This is a genomic window from Pantoea sp. PNT03, assembly GCF_014852515.1.
Lineage (GTDB): Bacteria > Pseudomonadota > Gammaproteobacteria > Enterobacterales > Enterobacteriaceae > Pantoea > Pantoea leporis.
Genome location: NZ_JACVBT010000001.1, coordinates 904,739 through 922,354, shown reverse-complemented (window position 1 = coordinate 922,354; position 17,616 = coordinate 904,739). Strand labels below are relative to the sequence as shown.

Below are 17,616 nucleotides of genomic sequence, written 5' to 3'. Positions count from 1 at the left end.
GCCTCCTTAAAACGATTTGCGAATGGTGTTACGCAGTTCATCAATTTTGACAAACAACGGATCAATTTCCTGACGATAGTGTCGACTTTTGGCAAAGATATTTAATGCACGATTATATTCCAGCATTAATTGTTTTTGCGTGTCTGTCGCCTGCGGGTTATTGGCCAACTGTTGTTCCAGTTCGCTTATTTTCCCGCTGATGGTTTCAGCCTGAAGATCTATTTCCTGTGAATCCTGGCTCTTATTATCAGAGCCCTTTTTCAAGAATCCAAACATAGCATCTCCTGCCCCGAATGGCGCCGGGCACCTCAGGTTATTACGTCATGAGTAAGTCGGAATTAGCGGAACAGTTGAATCTTTTCTACCAGCACATTGGTCACGGCATCGTTGGCCGGCACAAGGAAATTACGCACGCTGTCGTTGACCTTGCCCTTTTCAAACGTCTGCTTGCAGTTTGCAACCCACTGCACATTCATCTCGGTGCCAACGTTGACTTTCTCAATCCCGCTGCGCACCGCAAGACGCATATCCTCATCGCTGACGCCGGTACCACCGTGCAGCACCAGCGGCGTTTTCGTAGCATCGGTAATTTCCGCGAGGCGCTGATGTTGAATATGGGCTTTACCGGTGTACAAGCCGTGCACCGTGCCGATGGAGATCGCCAGCATATCGACGCCGGTTTCATCGACAAAGCGTTTGGCTTCATCGACGGTGGTAAACGCCGCATCGTTCATTTCCACCTCTTTGCCATCTTCCGAACCGCCAATCGCGCCCAATTCCGCCTCAACCGAAACCGCCAGCGGGCGCGCCATATCAATAACACGGCGCGTATTGGCGATGTTCTCTTCAATCGGTAAATGTGAACCGTCATACATAATTGAACTGAAGCCCGCATCCAGCGCGGTTTGGATAGCGTCCAAATCCGAACAGTGATCGAGGTGCAAACAGGTCGGCACATTACGGCTTTCCGACAATGAGCGAATCGCATCTACCAATAATTTATGTCCGAGATATTTGGCGGTTCCGGTTGAGATCTGAATCATTAATGGGCTATTCGTTTTCTCCGCTGCTTTAAAAAAGGCGGGCAACATTTCCAGGCAGTGCAAATTAAAGGAACCGAGCGCTTTAAATTCACGTTCTTTAGCCACCTGTAACAGATCGGTAAAGTTATAAAGTTTCATGGAGCTTTTCCTCATGGGATTTAGACTTGGTGGATTTTCCGTTAACAAACCAGGCGATGAGAGTAATAAAGGCGATAAACAGCGCGACGAACAGCCAGTTATTCTGGAATGCATGGCCGAGCACCAGGCCGGTACTGATGACATCCGAATCACTGAAGGTGACGCCGGTAAAACCGTAGCTTTCCAGCATCGGCACCAGAATCGCCGGCAGGAAGGTAATGAACAGACCGTGCACGAAACCGCCGATCATTGCGCCGCGACGCCCACCGAGCGCATTACCGAACACGCCTGCGGTGCCACCGGCAAAGAAGTTAGTCAGCAATCCTGGCAGAATCATCGCCAGACCAAACATCGGGAACACCAGCATGCCAACCACCGAACCCAGCGTGGTGGCGAGGAAGCCGACGATCACCGCGTTCGGGGCGTACGGGAACATCACCGGGCAGTCGAGCGCCGGTTTTGCATCCGGCACCAGACGCATGGCGATACCACGGAAAGCCGGCACCAGTTCGTTCAGCAACAGACGCACGCCGCTATACAGCACGAACACACCGCACACGAACTGAATCGACTGCATAAAGGCGTACATCAGGTAGTTCATGCCGTTGCTGTACTGGCCGATAAATTCCGGACCGGCGGCGACCGCAGGGATCAGGTACATCGGCACCATCACCACCGCCATCGACAGATAGGTGTCCTGCAGGAATTTAAAGTTATCGGGCAGTTTGAGATCTTCGGTGGAGCGCGACCCTTTGCCCACCACCTTTGCCACCGCCGCCGTCAGCAGATAGCCAATGGTGCAGAAGTGCCCGAGCGCCACGTCGTCAGAATCGGTGATGCGGCGCACCACCGGTTGGGCCAGTGCAGGCATCACCACCGCCATAATGCCGCCAAAAATGCCGCCGGTAAGGATCAGAGGTAAACCTGTCAGCCCCGCTTTATAGCCAATCACCGCACCGATGGTCGCCATCCACAGCAGTGCCTGTCCGGTAAGGAAGATGTATTTGAAAGGTGTCAGACGCGCAATGATGATGTTGACGATAAAGATCACCAACAGCGTCAGCGCCACTTCTGAACCCAGCTCGCGGTTTGCTAACCCGGCAATGGCGGCAACGTCGGTGATATAACCCTGCATGCCAAAGCCGTGGGTGAAAATGGTGTTCAGGAAGGTCAGCGTACCGACAATAATGTTGATACCGGCCATCATAATTAAGAAACCGAGCAGGGTTTTAAAGGTGCCTTCCACCACTTTGCCCGCCGATTTTTTTTGCAGTAGCAGACCAATCAGGGCAATAAAGGCGATCAGTATCGATGCCTGCCCCAATAAGTCTTTTACCAGGAAGTCGATGACACTATTCATGATTAGCAACCTTTAAGTTACGTTCTTTCATAAACGCCACGATTTTCTCTTCAATTTCTGCTTTGTCGGTCAGCTTATTGAGAATAATCACCCGCTTGATCTGTTCCGGGCTGGCATCGGCATTTAACACATCAGCAAAGGCTTTCTGGGTTAAAATCATGTCGGATTTAAAGGCGCTGGCTTCAGAAATGGTGGTGTGATCAATATCAGCATCAATTTCGAGTTTCTTTAATACTGACTTGGCGCTCATTTCAATCGCAAAGCTTGAACCCAAACCACATCCACAGACACATAATATTTTCAGCATGGCTATTTCCTCACAGAATTTGCAGTTGTTTAGCGAGTTTATAATGATGCCCTTCCGTATCGACCAGGCGTTTTTTCATGCTTATTAAATCAATCGGAATCGGTCGATTACTGCCATTAATAATCACCGCTTTATTGCGCATTCCCGACTGAATACAACGCGCGACTTCACTGGCCATAATGGTGCCCTGATAAATCTCTTCACAGGTAGGATCGCCATTACGCAGGCCATAACCGATAATCGTTTTACGAATACGCACACCAATTAACGGTTCAATTTGTTTAATTAAGGTATCGATAGCGCCCTGAAAGCCCGGCGAATATTCACGGGTATAGCCTTCCGAGCACAAAATTATCACGCTGTTCTGCGCCGCCAGCCGCTGCGTGATGCGTTCCGCCAGCTCCTGCGGTGCAATCTGGCATTCCGGTATCAGCGCGAAATCGGCATTGGATTTGATCGCTGACTGCAAGGTTAATTCACCGCAATAACCACCCAGCAGCTCCACCATAAATACACGACCGGTTAAGGCGCGGCCGGTATTACGTAACTTCGCCACCTCTTTTAACACCTGCTCACAGGCGGTGGAGAAACCGATGCTGTAATCACTGCCAAAGACATCGTTATCGATGGTCATGCCGACGCCAAAACAGTTAACACCAAATTCGCTCAGCGTATGCAGGAATTGTAATGAACCATCTCCGCCCGCCATAATTAATACATCGATGCGCAGCGATTTAAGGTGTTTGGCGATCATCTCATATTCCGGGCGAATTAATTTCCTGCTGGTTCGTCCCGATTGCATCACCGGAATAGCGGCGATGGCGTAATCCACTAAATCACGTTGGGATATTTCCTGATGATTGTTTTCCAGCAAACCTGGAATACCACCATTAAATAACACCATTTCCGCTTGAGTTAAGCGCGATATTTGATACACAAAGTTATTAATCCCGGTGACATCGCCACCGCTGATCACCATGCCAATTCTCATTGTCATCATCCTTTATGCTGTGCGTCTGAAATTCATTCTTCCGATTAACCGCATTGTTATTTGCAACGAATGTCACACTTTTGCGATGAATTTCCCGAGTGAGATAATTGACAGCATCCAACAAAGGCTTATTTTTGTGATATAAATCACATGGCATTTTTCACCTTAAAACCTTAATAACAAATAAAATCATAGGTTTATATTTATTTTGCGCAGTAAAATCAGCAAGCCAAATAAACGCGCCCTTGGCGATTTTTATTTCGATCTATTTTGTGATTTCCCGCGCATTTTTATCGGTTCCTGCCGGTTATTCCGTAAAGTAAAAAGGGATAATGATTCCGTGCGTTATTTACGCGTCAGGGCCAGTGAATGATTGACTCTGTGCAGCTGCGCTTGTCCAATACCGTGGCAGATAAAGAATAAAGAAGAGAAAAATGAGCATGCAGAAGGATATTTTGCTTAAGTTGGCCGCGGTGGTGGGTGACAAACAGTTATTAACCCATGCGGATGATAAAGCCTGGTACATAAAGGGGTTCCGCGTCGGGCGCGGTGACGCGCTGGCGGTGGCGTTACCGCAAACCTTGTTGCAGCTGTGGCAAACACTGCAGGTGTGCGTGGCGCACGATGTGATTGTGTTGATGCAGGCGTCAAATACCGGCGTCACCGGCGGCTCAACGCCCGACGGCAATGATTACGACCGCGATATCGTGATCATCAGCACCCGCCAGCTCAAAGGCGTGCAGGTGATCGATCAGGCGCGCCAGGTGATCGCCTTCCCCGGCACCACCTTGACTGAACTGGAGCACACCTTACAGCCGCTCGGTCGAGAGCCGCACTCGGTGATTGGATCATCCTGCATTGGCGCCTCGGTGGTCGGCGGGATCTGTAATAATTCCGGTGGCTCGCTGATTCGGCGCGGCCCCGCGTTTACCGAAAAATCCTTGTTCGCCCGTATTCATGAGGATGGTCGCTTAGAGATGGTTAATCACCTCGGCATCGAATTGGGCGACACGCCAGAAGTGATGCTGGCAAACCTGGCGCAGCAGCAGTATCAAACCGGCGAGCAAGCCGATTGGCAGGGTAAAATCTGGGCCGATGACTACGCCGACCGCTTACGAGATGTGACCGCGGATTCCCCAGCACGCTTCAATGGCGATCTGCGCTACCTGCACGACAGCTCGGGCAGCGCCGGTAAAGTGGTGGTTTTCGCTGTACGCTTGCCCACCTTCGAAGCCAGCGCCGGCAGCGACACCTTCTACATCGGCACTAACAATGAGAACGTGCTGGTGGCGCTGCGCCGTTTCCTGCTAACCGAAATGAGCGAACTGCCGCTGCAGGCGGAATATATCCATCGCAATGCCTTCGATTTAACCGTGCGCTACGCCAAGCATATGTATCTGGCGATTCGCAAACTGGGCCCGCAGGCCATTCCGCAGATGATGGCCAATAAAGCCAAATGGGATGTGCGCGTCAGCCACCTGAAATTCCTGCCGCGCAATTTTGTTGATCGGGTGCTGCAATTCTTCAACCAGCTGACGCCGAGCTTTATCGCGCCGCGCATCATGGATTACCGCAGCGAGTATCAACATCATCTGATGATCAAAGTAGAGTCGCCGCAAACCGCCGAGTTGCAGAGTTTACTGCAGCAATTCTTTGCTGAGCAGCAAGGCGGCTTTTTCCGCTGCAATGCGCGTGAAGCGGCAGATGCGTTTTTGGTGCGTTTCGGCGTGGGCGGCTGCACCATTTCCTACTGCGACGCGCTGGGTTACAACCCCAACGAGCGGCTGGTAGCCTTCGACGTGGCGCTGCGCCGTAATGACGATGCATGGCGTTTGACGCTGCCCGATTATCTGGCGGCGCAGGTACAGGTTGATTCGTGTTGCGGGCACTTCTTCTGCTTCGTCAATCATCAGGATTACGTGCTGAAACCCGGCTACGACGCAAAAGTGTTTAAGGCAGAGGTGAAACGGTATCTGGAACAGCGCGGCGCGAAATATCCCGCCGAGCACAATGTGGGGCACCTTTATCAGGCGTCGTGTGAGCATGTCGCGCATTGGAAACAGCTTGATCCCACCAACAGCTGTAATCCAGGGATTGGTAAAACCAGTAAGAAGAAGTTTTGGCGGGAGATGTAGCAGCGGCAACCACGGGTTTCGTAGGGTGCGCATTCATCCGCTCCTGGTCACCATAAATGGCGCCCCTACAAAGACGAATAATTATGGGTACGTTTCGGTTGAACCTTTCAGCTTTGATTAACCAAAATCAACCAGCGATGCCGTTCGCGAAGCAGACGCTGATGCAGTTGCTGGAGCTGCTGCAGCGTTAGTGCCTGAATAGCCGCGCGATTGAGAGTGGCCAGGCCGTGCTGCTGGCGCAGGGTTTCGAGTGCGGCCTCGCCATTATCTTTGCTTGCGCATTGCGTCATTAAGCTTGCCTGCCATGCCGCCAGCTTTTGCGGCGAGATTGCCGCGATCTCGGCTACCATCTCACGCATAAAGCGTTTGCAGTGACCCAGCAGCGCACGCCAGGAGATATCCGGTGATTGCAGCGCCAGCATCAAGCCATCCACATCCGCCACCCGCTGATAGCGCGCCGACACCACATAGCCAATTTGCTGATCCACGCGCAACCGCTGGAAGAAGCGCGTTTCCAGCATCAGCGCCAGCACGCGTAAAGCGGCCAGGCTGGCATCGTCGGCCTGCGGTAACGGCATAAACAGCAGCAGCGCCTGATCGCGCCCGTCGCAGGCGATGGGCACGATGCCGTGTTGCAGTCGTGCCGCCGGCGTGTCGCGCGCCAGATCCGGCGTAAAATCGCTGAGCAGATGCGCCACGCGCTGGCTTAATGCGGTATTGGTGCCGCACCATGCCGCCAGCCATTGCGGCGCGGGTAATGGCTTGATCAAGCGAGTGGGCAATGCGGCGAGCAATTGACGAATCACAATCGAAGGGGTATTCGCTGCGGGCTGCGCCAACACCGGCGTGTTCAGCGCCTGTAATGCCTGATGCACGCTAAACAACGCACGATCGGCGGATGCAGGCAGATTGAGCAGCAGCTGCCAGCTGGCATGCGTCTGTTGCCAGCTGCCGTTGCCACCCGCGTGGCGCAATTCCGCCAGCAACGGGCGTAACTGGCGCTGCCGCGCCTGCGCGTCTTCATCACTCAAGGTCTGATAAAACGCCGGACGCAGCAGCAGCGTTTCAACCTGTTTTACCGGTGCAATCAGCGGCAACGGCTGCTTCACGGGCGGGAGACGAGGGAGCGCAACAGCGGCTGAAGCAGGATAGAAGTGAAACGCTGCGGGTTTGGTCGCAGCCAACGACGGCGGCAGCCACTCGGCCAGTTGCAAGGTAAAGCCCTGCGTGTGATGCGGTGCGCCGTCAATCTGTTGCTGCGTGAGCAGACGCGTGCGCGGACAATCTGGCAACGCTGCGGCAAAATCCGTGAAGTTGTCTGGCAGCGCGCAACCCGGCGCGAAGCCCAACGCCCGGCCGCGCAACTGTTCCAGCGGCGACAAGGTCGCGAAATCTTCCTGCGCGAGCTGTGCGTAGTGCTGCAGCTGAAGCGCCGTACATTCAGCTAACGCAGCCAGATGCTGCCAAACGCGTTGCTCAATCTTTTGCGCCTGCGCCGGGGAAATGCGCCTGGCGCTAAAGCGCAGCGCCAGTAACGCTTGTTGCTCATCTTGCCATAACCAATGCGCGTCAAAGGTTTCGCATAACGCCTCAGCGCGCAACTGCACCAGCAAGCTGCCGGGCGCTTCGTCCTGCCAGAATGCTTTTAATAATGTGACATTGTCACGCACGGTCTGCTCATCGCCCGCCACCAACATCGTCAGCCAGAAATTTTCTTCACCGCCTGATAGCAGTAAACGATCGCCTCGCAACAGCGTAGCTTCAACAGCCGCAGCGCATTCTCCACCCGCCAGCAAACTGCCGCCGAAGCGTGCCGCCAGCTGTTCGAGCTCATCCAGTGATTGCGGCCCTTGCAGCCAAAGTTCCATATTTTCAGCGCGATAGAAACGGCGATGAAAATCGCGTAGTGCGGATTGTAGCTCCGTGACGTTGTCACCAAGTGCAAACCTACTGCCGACGCGAAAGCGCTGGAAACGTCCCGGCAACTTATCCAGCACGGCAGCTTCACTCAGCGTGTCGGCATGGTTTTGCAGCAGTTGATACTCAGCCTCAATCACCGCCGCTTCCTGCTGAATGGCCTGCGCTGTCAGCAACGGTGCCGCTAACATATCACACAGCCGCTGCACGCCCGCCGACAACGCCGCAGCTGGGAGCTGAAAGAAATAGGCGCTGCGGCTCAACTGCGTGGTAGCGTTCACCTGGCCGCCCTGCTGCTGCAGCCACGGCATCAGGCGGTCGTCGCCGTGAAAAACTTCGCTGCCGCAAAACAGCAGATGTTCCAGCAGATGTGCCAAACCCGGCCAGCGATCCGCTTCATCCAGACTGCCGGCCTGCACGCGCATCAGCGCCGCCGCCTCACGGGCGTCGGGCTGATGATAAAGATGGCAGCGCAGGCCGTTGGCGAGCGTGAGCTGGCGCGCGTGCATCAGGTGACGCGCTGCTTAAAGATCAGTTCGGAGTTGCTGCGATTGCGGAACTGCAGCTGCTGGATTTTGATGTCGCTGCAGTTGGCTTCACGTCGTGCTTCGAGGATCTTGCCGTGATGCGGCGATTTGCTGCACACCGGGTCGGTGTTATCGGCATCGCCGGTCAGCATAAAGGCCTGACAGCGACAGCCGCCAAAGTCTTTCTCTTTCTCATCGCAGGAGCGACAGGGTTCCGGCATCCAGTCAAAGCCGCGATAGCGGTTAAAACCAAACGAGTTGTACCAGATATCGTCCAGCGTGCGCTCCAGCACCGACGGGAACGCAACCGGCAGCTGACGCGCGCTGTGGCACGGCAACGCGGTGCCGTCAGGCGTGACGCTGAGGAAGATCGATCCCCATCCGCCCATGCAGGGTTTCGGGCGCTCTTCGTAGTAATCCGGCGTCACGAACAGCAGATTGGTGAGATTGCCGCTGGCGGTCATGCGCTGACGATAATCGGCCACCACCGCTTCGGCGTTGGCGATCTGCTCGCGCGTTGGCAGTAATCCTTCGCGATTGAGCTGCGCCCAGCCGTAGAATTGGCAAGTCGCCAGCTCGACATCGTCGGCTTCCAGTTCGATACAGAGATCGATGATCTTGTCGATCTGGTCGATATTGTGGCGATGCAGCACGAAATTCAGCACCATCGGATAGCCGTGCGCTTTCACCGCTTTCGCCATCTCCAGCTTCTGCTGGAAGGCCTTTTTTGACCCGGCCAGCGCCGCGTTCAGCGTTTCATCGCTGGCCTGGAAGCTGATCTGGATATGATCGAGTCCGGCGTCGGCAAAGGCATCGAGTTTTTTCGCCGTCAGGCCGATGCCGGAGGTGATCAGGTTGGTGTAGAAACCGAGATCGCGCGCGGCGCGAATCAGCTCCGGCAGGTCTTTACGGGTTAGCGGTTCGCCGCCGGAAAAACCGAGCTGCACGCTGCCCATGGCGCGCGCCTGACGAAACACCTCAATCCACTGTTCGGTGGTCAGCTCTTTCTCCTGCTGGGAAAAATCCAGCGGATTGGAGCAATACGGACACTGCAGCGGGCAGCGATAGGTCAGTTCTGCCAGCAGCCACAGCGGTGGCGTCACGCTTTTACTCGGGTTCACGACACTGTATCCATTTTTGTTCGATGGCGGATTGCAGGAACTCTTTGACGTCGTCGCCGACACCGCCCGCGTCCGGGAAACGCGCATCCAGCGTGGCAACGATCGCCGCCACATCCTGTTTGCCATCCACCAGTTCGAGGATCGCCACGGCGGTCTCGTTCAATTTGGCCATGCCTTCTGGATAGAGCACCACATGGCTATCCTGCGCCGCTTCCCACTGCATGCGGTAGCCGCGACGGAAAGCCGGAATCACATTATCTTTCATGTTGTTATACCAGTCTTGTGCTGTGCCAGGACACCTGATCGGTGACCGTATGATAAGGCGGACGTTGCAGCGCATACGCCATGGTCATGGCATCGAGCATGGTCCAGAGAATATCGAGTTTAAACTGCAGGATCTCCAGCATGCGGTTCTGCTGTTCGGCGCGGGTAAACACCTCAAGCGCCAGCGCCAGCCCATGCTCCACATCGCGGTTGGCCTGGCTCAAACGGCTGCGGAAGTAGAAATAGCCTTCCTCTTTGATCCACGGATAGTGCTGCGGCCAGCTGTCGAGACGCGACTGATGAATCTGCGGCGCAAACAGCTCGGTGAGCGAGCTACAGGCCGCTTCCTGCCAGTTAGCACGGCGCGCGAAGTTCACGTAGGCGTCCACCGCAAAACGCACGCCCGGCAGCACCAGCTTCTCGGACAGCAACACGTCACGATCCAGCCCCACCGCCTCACCCAACTGCAGCCAGGCTTCAATCCCGCCTTCGTGACCGTTGCTGCCGTCGTGATCGAGAATGCGCTGTACCCATTTACGCCGCGTCGCCGCGTCCGGGCAATTCGCCATGATCGCCGCATCTTTCAGCGGAATATTGGTTTGATAGTAGAAGCGGTTCGCCACCCAGCCCTGAATCTGCTCGCGCGTCGCCTCGCCATTGTGCATGGCAATGTGATACGGGTGATGAATGTGGTAGAACGCGCCTTTATCGCGCAGCGCCTGCTCAAACGCGGCGGGCGATAATGCTTCAGTGATGATCACGATGCAAACTCCTGCAGATGAATCGCCATGCCATCCCAACTCACTTCAATGCCCTGCTGCGTCAAATAGGCGCGCTGCGGCGATTGCTCATTAAGGATCGGATTGGTGTTGTTAATGTGAATCAAAATCTTGCGTTTGGCCGGCAGCGCAGCCAGCAACGCCATTAAACCTTGTTCTTCGGCCAGCGCTAAGTGGCCCATCGCTTTGCCGGTATTGTTGCCAACGCCGGTGGCGAGCAGCTCGTCGTCCTGCCACACCGTGCCATCAATCAACAGGCAATCGGCTTTTTGCAGCCACGGCATGATCACCGCATCCGGCTCGCCGAGTCCCGGCGCGTAGAGCAGCGTTTGGCCGTTGGCGGTGTTTTCAATGAACAGCGCCACGTTGTGGCCCGGCAGCGGGCGATCGCGATACGGCGAATACGGCGGCGCGTTGCTGAGAATCGGAATCGCGGTGAACTGCAAACTGTGGCAGACATCGACGCGGAACGGCTCCAGCGGCGTTAATGCATGATGCTGCAAGCCGCCATTCCAGTGCTGCAACATGGTGAAAATCGGGAAACCGCTGGTGAGATCGCCATGCACTTCCGGCGTGCACCACACCTGATGCGGACAGCCTTCGCGCAGGCTCAACAAGCCAGTGGTGTGATCGATTTGGCTGTCGGTGAGAATGATGCTGCCAATCGCCGTGCCGCGCAGCACACCCTTTTTGATCAGTTCTGGCGTGTGGGCAATTTGCTGGCTGATGTCCGGCGAGGCGTTGCACAGCACCCAATCTTCACCGTTGTCGCTGACAATGATCGAAGATTGGGTGCGCGCCTGCGCCTGAATGCTGCCGTTACGCAGGCCGCTGCAATTGGCGCAGTTACAGTTCCACTGCGGGAAGCCGCCGCCCGCTGCTGAACCGAGGACTTTAATAAACATGAACGTTGACCAGAGAGAGAAAACAAAATGCCCGCACGAACGGCGGGCAGAAGTCTTAGCGGTTGGAGATGTACAGAGTCACTTCCAGGCCCAGACGCAGGTCAATAAACGCAGGTTTTTTCCACATAATGGTCTTCCTCATAAAACAAAAACGCAGAGAGATCTCTGCTGAAGAGGATTGCGGCTGTGACTTAGATCACATCGCAATCCGTACGCGCGCAGATGTTGCGCCAATGTAGCGAGCAGATCAACCCTGATTCGGTAAGGGAATGGTGCTAATTCTGCCAAATTTGTTGCAACACGCGCTGCCAGTTGCCCCATGCAAGCTGCTCAAGTGCTGTTTGATCGTAGTCGAACGAACGCAACAACGCATAAAGATGCGGTAATCCGCTCACGTCTTTAAGCGCCTCAGGCACGCTGATGCCATCAAAATCGGAGCCCAGCGCCACATGATCGCGGCCCATTATCGCGATCAGGTGCTCAACATGTTTAACAATTTCGATCAATGCGGTGTCGCTGTCGCGTTTTCCGTCGCTGCGCAGAAAAGCGTTGCCAAAATTCACGCCCACCACGCCGCCGCTGTCGCGGATGGCGCGCAGCTGATCGTCGGTCAGATTGCGTGGCTGCGCGCAGAGCGCGTGCGCATTGGAGTGCGTCGCCACCAGCGGCGCGGTTGACAGGCGCGCGGTGTCCCAAAAGGCTTTCTCGTTCATGTGCGACATATCGATCAGCATGCGATGGCGATTGGCAGCGGCGATCAACTGCTCACCTTGTTCGGTCAAGCCTGGCCCGCTGTCCGGTGAGTTGGGGAATGATCCGCTGACGCCTGCGCCAAAGCGATTGGGCAGATTCCAGAACGGCCCGATGCTGCGCACGCCCGCCTGGTAAAACGCATCAAGCGCTTCACCCTCGCCATCAAACCCGTCTGCGCCCTCAATATGCGCCACCAGCGCCAGCACGCCGTCAGCGCGACAGGCGGCAATATCAGCGGTGTTTAGGCATAACCGCGCCCGCCCATCAGATTGCGCCGCCAGCGTTTTCAGGATGTCGAGCTGCTGCCAGAGAATCGTCAGTGGATCGAAATTTTCCTCAGCTCGCTGAGGCGCGACCTCTTTGACATAGCGCGCTGGCGGCACGAACATCGCGAACAGCCCACCGGCAAAACCGCCCTGCTGCATGCGCGGAAAATCCAGATGGCCCTTTTCGATGCCGTGAAAAAAGGCCTGCGCGGGATCATCGCGATGATGCAGCCACAGATTGAGAAGCAGGTCGTTATGACCGTCGAAGGTTTTTAGCAACATAGGGAATCTTTGACGAAACAACATGGCGCCATGCTACGCGCGCGCTGCTGTTTCGCCAAATGCGGGCGCACAAAGGGTTAGTTCTGCGCAACCTTTAAGCCGTGATAAAAAGTTGGTTTCACATCAAGATGCTGCTGGATCAAACCGTATTTCTGGTAGAAATCGGCGGTCTCCTGCTGCTGGGCGATGGTGGCATCATCAATGCTTTGCCAGTGCGATTTGCGGCGTGAGAAGGATTTCGCCGCCGCCTCTTTCGGGAAACCGATGATTTTTGCCAGCGTGGTGGAGTACTCATCGACATGGCTGTTGGCCCAGCGATCGGCGGCGGCTAAGCGATTGACGTAATCCTGCAGCGCCGCGCGTTTGGCTTCATCGTTTAGCGCGGCGTCGGTGGCGGCGAGGAAGCTGTTGCCACTGGACAGGCCAACGCCGTTCACCAGCACGCGTCCGGTGTGGGTCACTTCCGCCAGCGCGGTATAAGGATCCCACGTTGACCAGGCATCCACCGAACCGTTTGCCAGCGCGATGCGCGCATCCGCCGGCGTTAAGAAGCGCCATTTAACCTCTTTATCGCTGATGCCCGCTTGCTCCAGCGCTTTGAGCGCCTCAAAGTGACCAATCGATCCGCGTCCGGTAGCGATGCTTTTGCCCTTTAATTCAGCAACGGTTTTGATGGGTGAATCCGGGCTGACCAGCACCGCCAATCCTTCGGGCACCGATTTGCTCACCGCCACCGCTTTCACCTGCGAACCGGCCGCCAGCGAGAACAGCAGCGGCGCATCGCCAATAATACCGGCATCCACCGCACCGGCATTTAGCGCTTCCGCCAGCGGTGCCGCCGCCGGGAACTCGGCCCATTCGATTTTATAATTGAGGTTGTTCAACTGCTGCGCCGCTTCCATTTCGGCGTGCATATTTCCCTTTTGATCGGCAATGCGCAGCGTCACGGTTTCTGCCGTCGCCGCGCCACTGGCTGTCACGATTAATAGTGCCAAAGCTGCTCTTTTCATTGTGTTTTATCCCATCGCGCAAAACCCCAGCCTAACCCGCGCGCGCCAAATGACCGATGCCGATTTCGCATGAGATATGCCGCGTGGCGCATAAAGACTATGCATGCAATCACCGCAATTATCGTAGCCGCGCAATTTATTGCGCAATGTCGGGAGGAGCGCGGTGTCGCCTGAAAAATGCGCGATTAATCGCGCCGCTACAGAGTGTGCGCGCAAGAGTCTGAACCCGGTTGTCACTTTTGCGCGAGTGGTTGTCAGCAATGCGCGAGCCGCACCGCGCGATGCTGGGCGAGACTGAACGCCACATTACAAGGAGATCGTTATGCTCACGCAACCCGCTGCAAAATACCGCCCGTTTCCGGTTATCGACTTACCCGATCGTCAGTGGCCCTCGCGCCAGCTGACGCAGGCACCGCGCTGGCTCTCTACCGACTTACGCGACGGCAATCAGGCGCTGGCGACACCGATGGACAGCGCGCGCAAGCTGGAGTTCTGGCAACTGCTGCTGCGCTGTGGCTTTAAGGAGATTGAGGTGGCCTTTCCGGCGGCATCGCAGACCGATTTTGATTTTGTCCGTTTGCTGATTGAGCAGAAGCACATTCCAGACGATGTGGCGATTCAGGTGTTGACTCAGGCGCGCAGCGATCTGATTGATCGCACCTTCGACGCGCTGCGTGGCGCGCCGAACGCCATTATTCATCTCTACAACGCCACCGCGCCGCTGTTCCGCGAGCGCGTGTTCCGCCAGAGCAAAGCCGAGATTATCGAACTGGCCTGCGCCGGTGCGCGTCAAATTCGCGCCCGTTGCGAAGCGCAAAAGGATACCGCGTGGACCTTCGAGTATTCGCCAGAAACCTTCTGCTTTACCGAACCGGAGTTTGCGCTGGAGATTTGCGAAGCGGTGGCGGCGATTTGGCAGCCGGGCCCGGCGCGTCCAATGATCATCAACCTGCCCGCGACCGTCGAAGTGAACACGCCGAACGTCTATGCCGATCAGATTGAGGTTTTCTGTCGCCACTTCAGCCAGCGATCGCAGGTCGCGATCAGCGTGCATCCGCATAACGATCGCGGTACCGGCATCGCCTGCGCCGAGCTGGCGCTGCTGGCGGGTGCCGATCGCGTGGAAGGCTGTTTGTTTGGCAACGGCGAGCGCACCGGCAATGTCGATATTGTTACGCTGGCGCTCAATCTCTACACTCAGGGCATCGCGCCGCAGCTCGATTTCAGCGATATCCAGCAGGTGCTGGAAGTGGTGACGCGCTGCAACCAGCTGCCAGTGCATCCGCGCCATCCGTATGCAGGTGAACTGGTGTTTACCGCCTTCTCCGGTTCGCATCAGGATGCGATACGCAAAGGCTTTGCCGCCCGTGCTGAGCGTGAAGAAGCAATCTGGCAGATGCCGTATCTGCCGCTCGATCCGCTGGATATCGGCTGCAGCTACGAAGCGGTGATCCGCGTTAACAGTCAATCGGGTAAAGGCGGCGCCGCCTGGCTGCTGGAGCAGAATCACGGTCTGCAACTGCCGCGCGGCTTGCAGCAGGATTTCAGCCGTCTGGTGCAACAGCAAACCGACCAGCACGGTCAGGAGATGACCCATCACGCGCTGTGGCAGCTGTTTTGTCAGCATTACGGCTTAACGCAGCCCGCGCGTTGTTTGCTGGAAGCGGAAAGTCACAGCGACGATAAAGGCGAAACGCGCCTCAAGGCGCGGCTGCAACAGGGCGCGAAGCAGTTGATGCTGGAAGGTAAAGGCAACGGCTTGCTCTCAGCCGCCGTTGCCGCGCTGCGTCAGCGCTATGACGTAATCATCACCATTGAGGATTATCACGAACACACGCTGGGCAAACGCAGCGACAGTCGTTCGGTGACCTACATCAGTTGCATTAATGCACGCGGTGAACGCGCGTGGGGCGTAGGCATTGATAATGATGTGGCGCGCGCTTCACTGCAGGCGCTGCTCAACGCAGCGCACGCTTTTCTGCCGCAGGAAAGTAGTTCGCTGGCGTGACGCCGAGCACGCGGCGAAACATCGCGCTGAAGGCGCTCGGGCTGTCATAACCGAGATCGAGCGCCACCGTCAGCACGCTATCGCCCTGCGCTAGGCGGGTCAACGCCACGCTCAGTCGCGCACGGCGCACCCAATCGCTGAATTGTAACCCGGTTTCGCGACTAAAATGGCGCGCCAGCGTGCGTTCGGCCACGCAGAGTTGCGTAGCCGCGCGGGCCAGCGTCCAGTTTTCCCCGGGCGCTTGCTGGATCTGCTGGCACAAACTCAGCAGCCGCTCGCTTTCCGGCAGCGGCAGACCAAACGGCAGCACATCCATCACGCGGATCTCATCGAGGATCAGCTCGTAAATCCGCTCGGCGCGGCTGCCGGGAACGTACTGCTCCGGCAGCGCCAGCGCGCTGACAATCAACTCACGCAGCAGCGGCGAAATCTGCACCACCTGACAACTGGCGGGCAGATCGGCGCGCGCCAGCGGATCCACAAACAGCGTGCGCGCGGCCACCGCGCCAACAATGTGCAGCGCGTGACGCGTCCCCGCCGGCAGCCAGACGCCGCGACTCGGCGGCACAATCCAGCTGCCGTACTGCGTTTCCACTTTCACCACGCCGCTCAGCGTGTGGATCAGCTGGGCGCAAGCGTGGTGATGCCACGGCTCCGCGTCGCCATGCGCATAATCGTGCGCATAGGGCACCAGCGGACGATAGGCGAAGTCGAAGTTGAGCCGCGCACTCATGTTAGCGTTTCAGATATTGATAAACCGCCGCCAGATCCTGCTCGCCGTAACCGGCATCTACCGCTTGCTGCCAGACATCGACGATGTTTTCCAGCGCCGGCAGTTTGCTATCGCCCGCCGCATCCAGCGCCAGTTTGGCGTCTTTCAGCGCCCACACCAGATGCATCTGCGGGGTGAAATCGCCGCTGGCAATCATGCCAAGTTTCATTTTGGCGTACGGTGCCGCCAGCGGACCGCCATCCAGCACTTTCCACAGATCGTCAGTGCTGAAACCAAACTCTTCCGCCAGACGCGTACTTTCCGCCAGGCTCTGCATCAGACCAATCAGCCAGCTATTCACCACCAGCTTCATGCGCGAACTGGCGCCCGCCTCGCCCAGCCATTGCGTGCCTTTACCGATCGCGGCGAACACCTGCTCGGCGGCCTGCGCGTTGCTCTGATCGCCGCTGGCCATCACCAGGATTTGCGCATTCTCTGCTGGCGCTTTGGTGCCAGAAACCGGTGCATCGATAAACACCACGTCCGGACGCGTGCTTTTGAATTCCGCGATCAGTTGATCGGTGGCGGCCACGCCGATGGTGCCCATCTGGCAAATTGTCGCGCCCTGCTTGAGCGCGGAGCTGGCGTCGTTCAGCGCCTGACGCGTGGTATCACCGTCGGCCAGCATGGCGATCACCACATCCGCGCCACTCACCGCTTGTGAAGAGCTGTCGGCCAGCGTGATACCTGCATCCAGCAGATCTTCGCCTTTGGCACGCGTGCGGTTCCAGCCACGCACCGTGAAGCCTTTTTTCAACAGGTTAGCGGCAAACGCATGCCCCATCGCGCCCAATCCCAGTACCGCGACCACAGGTTGTTGACTCATCATTCCCTCTCTTTTGTGCCTTAAGACAAAACCGCCAGACTGACAGAATTTCCCTGTCGCAGCCAGGCCAGAGATGCGATGAAAAAACATTTTCAACACCGCAATGATGAATAATCCGTCATACTATTTACGCTTTTCAAACAAATGATAAAACGATTAACATACGCGCCATTAATGTTCCATTCGGTACATTCCACGCCCTTTTTACGGTC

17 protein-coding genes are annotated in these 17,616 nt (G+C 56.4%); 2 read left to right on the top strand and 15 right to left on the bottom strand.

Annotated features, from left to right (window positions below):
* Positions 1–6: 6 nt before the first annotated feature.
* From IB226_RS04365 to IB226_RS04345, 5 genes are all read right to left on the bottom strand, one after another.
* Positions 7–276 (bottom strand): hypothetical protein, encoded by a 270-nt coding sequence (locus IB226_RS04365; protein ID WP_137385731.1) that lies wholly within the window; start codon positions 274–276, stop codon positions 7–9.
* A gap of 62 nt (positions 277–338) precedes the next feature.
* Entirely contained in the window at positions 339–1,181 is an 843-nt protein-coding gene (locus tag IB226_RS04360; RefSeq protein WP_101764478.1) for a class II fructose-bisphosphate aldolase, read from the bottom strand.
* Positions 1,168–2,541 carry a PTS sugar transporter subunit IIC gene (locus IB226_RS04355; protein ID WP_008110085.1) on the bottom strand — a complete coding sequence of 458 codons (1,374 nt, stop codon included), beginning with the start codon at positions 2,539–2,541 and terminating at the stop codon, positions 1,168–1,170. Before IB226_RS04355 ends, IB226_RS04360 begins: the two co-directional genes overlap by 14 nt.
* Positions 2,534–2,848 (bottom strand): PTS sugar transporter subunit IIB, encoded by a 315-nt coding sequence (locus IB226_RS04350; protein ID WP_192233744.1) that lies wholly within the window; start codon positions 2,846–2,848, stop codon positions 2,534–2,536. The genes IB226_RS04355 and IB226_RS04350 overlap by 8 nt, the downstream gene beginning before the upstream one ends.
* A 10-nt stretch (positions 2,849–2,858) precedes the next feature.
* Positions 2,859–3,839 (bottom strand): 6-phosphofructokinase, encoded by a 981-nt coding sequence (locus IB226_RS04345; protein WP_101764479.1) that lies wholly within the window; start codon positions 3,837–3,839, stop codon positions 2,859–2,861.
* A 434-nt stretch (positions 3,840–4,273) separates the two neighbouring features.
* Here IB226_RS04345 and dld point away from each other — a divergent pair, with 434 nt between their 5' ends.
* Entirely contained in the window at positions 4,274–5,974 is a 1,701-nt protein-coding gene (gene dld, locus IB226_RS04340; protein WP_192233742.1) for a D-lactate dehydrogenase, read from the top strand.
* A gap of 107 nt (positions 5,975–6,081) precedes the next feature.
* On the opposite strand, the gene pqqF is transcribed toward dld, so the two are convergent.
* The 8 genes from pqqF to IB226_RS04300 form a co-directional block, all read right to left on the bottom strand.
* Positions 6,082–8,400, bottom strand: a complete 2,319-nt coding sequence (gene pqqF / locus IB226_RS04335) for a pyrroloquinoline quinone biosynthesis protein PqqF (protein ID WP_192233741.1) — start codon at positions 8,398–8,400, stop codon at positions 6,082–6,084.
* Positions 8,400–9,539, bottom strand: coding sequence for a pyrroloquinoline quinone biosynthesis protein PqqE (gene pqqE, locus IB226_RS04330; protein WP_192233740.1), 1,140 nt, complete (start codon positions 9,537–9,539; stop codon positions 8,400–8,402). The genes pqqF and pqqE overlap by 1 nt, the downstream gene beginning before the upstream one ends.
* Positions 9,526–9,804: a pyrroloquinoline quinone biosynthesis peptide chaperone PqqD gene (gene pqqD / locus IB226_RS04325; RefSeq protein WP_061720121.1), complete on the bottom strand. Its 279-nt coding sequence runs from the start codon at positions 9,802–9,804 to the stop codon at positions 9,526–9,528. Before pqqD ends, pqqE begins: the two co-directional genes overlap by 14 nt.
* A gap of 4 nt (positions 9,805–9,808) precedes the next feature.
* On the bottom strand, positions 9,809–10,564 hold the full coding sequence (gene pqqC / locus IB226_RS04320) for a pyrroloquinoline-quinone synthase PqqC (protein WP_137385725.1): 756 nt from the start codon (positions 10,562–10,564) through the stop codon (positions 9,809–9,811).
* On the bottom strand, positions 10,561–11,487 hold the full coding sequence (pqqB, locus tag IB226_RS04315; RefSeq protein ID WP_192233736.1) for a pyrroloquinoline quinone biosynthesis protein PqqB: 927 nt from the start codon (positions 11,485–11,487) through the stop codon (positions 10,561–10,563). Before pqqB ends, pqqC begins: the two co-directional genes overlap by 4 nt.
* 55 nt (positions 11,488–11,542) lie before the next feature.
* Positions 11,543–11,614, bottom strand: a complete 72-nt coding sequence (gene pqqA, locus IB226_RS04310) for a pyrroloquinoline quinone precursor peptide PqqA (protein WP_002905689.1) — start codon at positions 11,612–11,614, stop codon at positions 11,543–11,545.
* A gap of 148 nt (positions 11,615–11,762) precedes the next feature.
* Positions 11,763–12,788: a dipeptidase gene (locus IB226_RS04305; RefSeq protein WP_192233735.1), complete on the bottom strand. Its 1,026-nt coding sequence runs from the start codon at positions 12,786–12,788 to the stop codon at positions 11,763–11,765.
* Between the two features lie 77 nt (positions 12,789–12,865).
* A complete protein-coding gene (locus tag IB226_RS04300) occupies positions 12,866–13,798 on the bottom strand; it encodes an ABC transporter substrate-binding protein (protein WP_192233734.1) in 933 nt (310 codons plus the stop codon).
* Between the two features lie 322 nt (positions 13,799–14,120).
* Between IB226_RS04300 and leuA the strand changes: the two genes are divergently transcribed.
* Positions 14,121–15,806 carry a 2-isopropylmalate synthase gene (gene leuA / locus IB226_RS04295; RefSeq protein ID WP_192233733.1) on the top strand — a complete coding sequence of 562 codons (1,686 nt, stop codon included), beginning with the start codon at positions 14,121–14,123 and terminating at the stop codon, positions 15,804–15,806.
* On the opposite strand, the gene IB226_RS04290 is transcribed toward leuA, so the two are convergent.
* Together IB226_RS04290 and IB226_RS04285 are read right to left on the bottom strand one after the other, a co-directional pair.
* A complete protein-coding gene (locus tag IB226_RS04290) occupies positions 15,757–16,539 on the bottom strand; it encodes a helix-turn-helix transcriptional regulator (protein ID WP_192233732.1) in 783 nt (260 codons plus the stop codon). The two genes, leuA and IB226_RS04290, sit on opposite strands and share 50 nt — an antisense overlap.
* A 1-nt stretch (position 16,540) precedes the next feature.
* On the bottom strand, positions 16,541–17,494 hold the full coding sequence (locus IB226_RS04285; RefSeq protein WP_192233731.1) for an NAD(P)-dependent oxidoreductase: 954 nt from the start codon (positions 17,492–17,494) through the stop codon (positions 16,541–16,543).
* Between the last annotated feature and the right edge of the window lie 122 nt (positions 17,495–17,616).